Source organism: Nocardia sp. NPDC058666 (assembly GCF_042714895.1).
Lineage (GTDB): Bacteria > Actinomycetota > Actinomycetes > Mycobacteriales > Mycobacteriaceae > Nocardia.
In genome coordinates, this window is sequence record NZ_JBHXRY010000126.1 from 1 (window position 1) to 1,004 (window position 1,004).

General features: G+C 68.4%; 1 protein-coding gene and 1 pseudogene. One reads left to right on the top strand and one right to left on the bottom strand.

What is annotated here, in order from left to right; all coding sequences use genetic code 11:
* Window positions 1-408 (bottom strand): AMP-binding protein (locus ACFWVD_RS28980; protein WP_379248121.1); only part of this gene is annotated, 408 nt, incomplete at its 3' end.
* Window positions 409-541: 133 nt separating this feature from the next.
* Between ACFWVD_RS28980 and ACFWVD_RS28985 the strand changes: the two are divergent.
* Window positions 542-1,004 (top strand): annotated as a pseudogene (locus tag ACFWVD_RS28985) (amidohydrolase); the annotation flags it as partial.

Below are 1,004 nucleotides of genomic sequence, written 5' to 3' on the forward strand. Positions count from 1 at the left end.
GGCCATGGCCGTGTGGTCGTGGCCGCGCCAGTGTCCCGGGACGGCGAAGTACTCGGCCTTGGACTCGCGCAGGGCGAAGCCGACCTCGCGGTCCCGGTAGAAGGGGATGACGGGGGTCTGGACGGCGCCGATGCGGGCGAGGGCGACGGAGAGCAGCACCGTTTCGATGCGGGTGGGGAGCTGCCAGGCGACGACGGTACCGGGGCGCACCCCCATGTGGTGGAGGCCGGCGGCGACGCGTTCGGAGCGGTCGCGCAGTTCGCCGAAGGTGAGGCGGCGGTCGTCGGACGGGTCTTCGGCCGCCTCGATCAGGACGGGGGTGCCGGGGGTCAGTGCGGCCCGGTGGGTGATCAGTTCCCACAGGGTTCGGGAGCGGCTCAGTTCTGTCGCGGTCGCGGTGTCCGTCATCCCAGACCTCCCCATAGCTGACGGATAGTCAGATCAAGCGCAGAGCGTAGAGCGCGCACGCTTGTCGGTCCAGGGGTGGCGGGGCTAGCTTGTTTCTGACGATCCATCAGATCAGTGAATTCGGGAGACTGTCATGGAACTGGGACTGCCTCGGATCATCAGCGTCGACGACCACGTGATCGAGCCCGCCCACCTGTTCGACGTCTGGCTGCCCGCCAAGTACCGCGACCGCGGCCCCAAGGCGCTCACCGCCGGCATCGGCGAACTCGCCTACACCGGTGGCAAGTACGTCATCACCATGGACCCCGACGGCCCGCCGACCGACTGGTGGATCTACGAGGACCTGAAGTTCCCGTACAAGCGCAACATCGCCGCCGTCGGCTTCGACCGCGACGACATGACCCTGGAGGGCATCACCCGCGAGGAGATGCGCCGCGGCTGCTGGGATCCCAAGGCCCGCCTCGCCGACATGGACCTCAACCACGTCGAGGCCTCGCTGTGCTTCCCGACCTTCCCGCGCTTCTGCGGGCAGACCTTCGCCGAGGCGCACGACAAGGAGGTCGCCCTCGCCTGCGTGCGCGCCTACAACGACTGGA